The organism is Chromohalobacter sp. 296-RDG, from assembly GCF_029889885.1.
Classification (GTDB): domain Bacteria; phylum Pseudomonadota; class Gammaproteobacteria; order Pseudomonadales; family Halomonadaceae; genus Chromohalobacter.
Map to the genome: position 1 here is coordinate 1 of NZ_JARANY010000280.1, position 823 is coordinate 823.

General features: G+C 58.0%; 1 pseudogene. It reads right to left on the reverse strand.

Annotated features, from left to right (window positions below):
- Window positions 1-672: pseudogene (locus OP495_RS18530) on the reverse strand (DDE-type integrase/transposase/recombinase); the annotation flags it as partial.
- Window positions 673-823 lie beyond the last annotated feature (151 nt).

An 823-nucleotide genomic window follows, 5' to 3' on the forward strand; every position in this document is an offset into this window, starting at 1 on the left:
AGGCTTACGCTCTCCGACCCGGGTGAAGCGATCGGTGAAGGATTTGCCGTTATCGGTCAGCACCGTCTGGATCTTGAAGGGGGCCTTCTCTTCCACCTGCTTCATGAACGCGCGTGCATCCTTCGCCGACTGGCTGCTTCTGATTTCCAGATATACCCAGCGCGTTGCCCGGTCGATGGCGACGTACAGGTAGCGCTTTTGCTGCTCGTCGGGTATCTGGGGCAGGTGCTTGATGTCGATGTGGACATACCCTGGTTCGTAGTCCTTGAAAGGCTTGTGCCGAGGTGTCTCATCACCGCCGGCATCTTGCCGAGCCAACGCGGCGAGCGTGGGTACCTCACGCCGTTTGAGCATGCGGTGCAAGCCGGAACGTGACAGCCGAGGATTGAGAAACTCGTATGCCACGATCAGCAGATCGTCGAGACCGAGGCGCAGAAAAGCACGCGCAGCAAGTAGCACTTCTTCCTGCTCAGTCGTCAGTGTGGCCAGCAGGTTGCGCCGCATATGAGGACGGTCATGGATATCATCACGGTACCGCCAACGGCGTATGGTCGAATCGCCGACACCGTATTGGCGGGCCAGCTCGCTATCGCTGATGCTAGCGGGCGCTGCTTAGATCTCGGCACGGATCTTCAGTGTGGTGGTGGCCTGCTTATGCAGCTTGATGTCCATGAATCTGCTCCCGAATGAACTGCTGTAGAAGCTCTCTGGCTGCCAGCAGAAGATAACTTCTATAGCTCATCTGATCATCAGGGACCCTACACGTAGGTACTACGGCAAATCCTTCACCGATCGCTTCACCCGGGCCGGAGAGCGCAAGCCC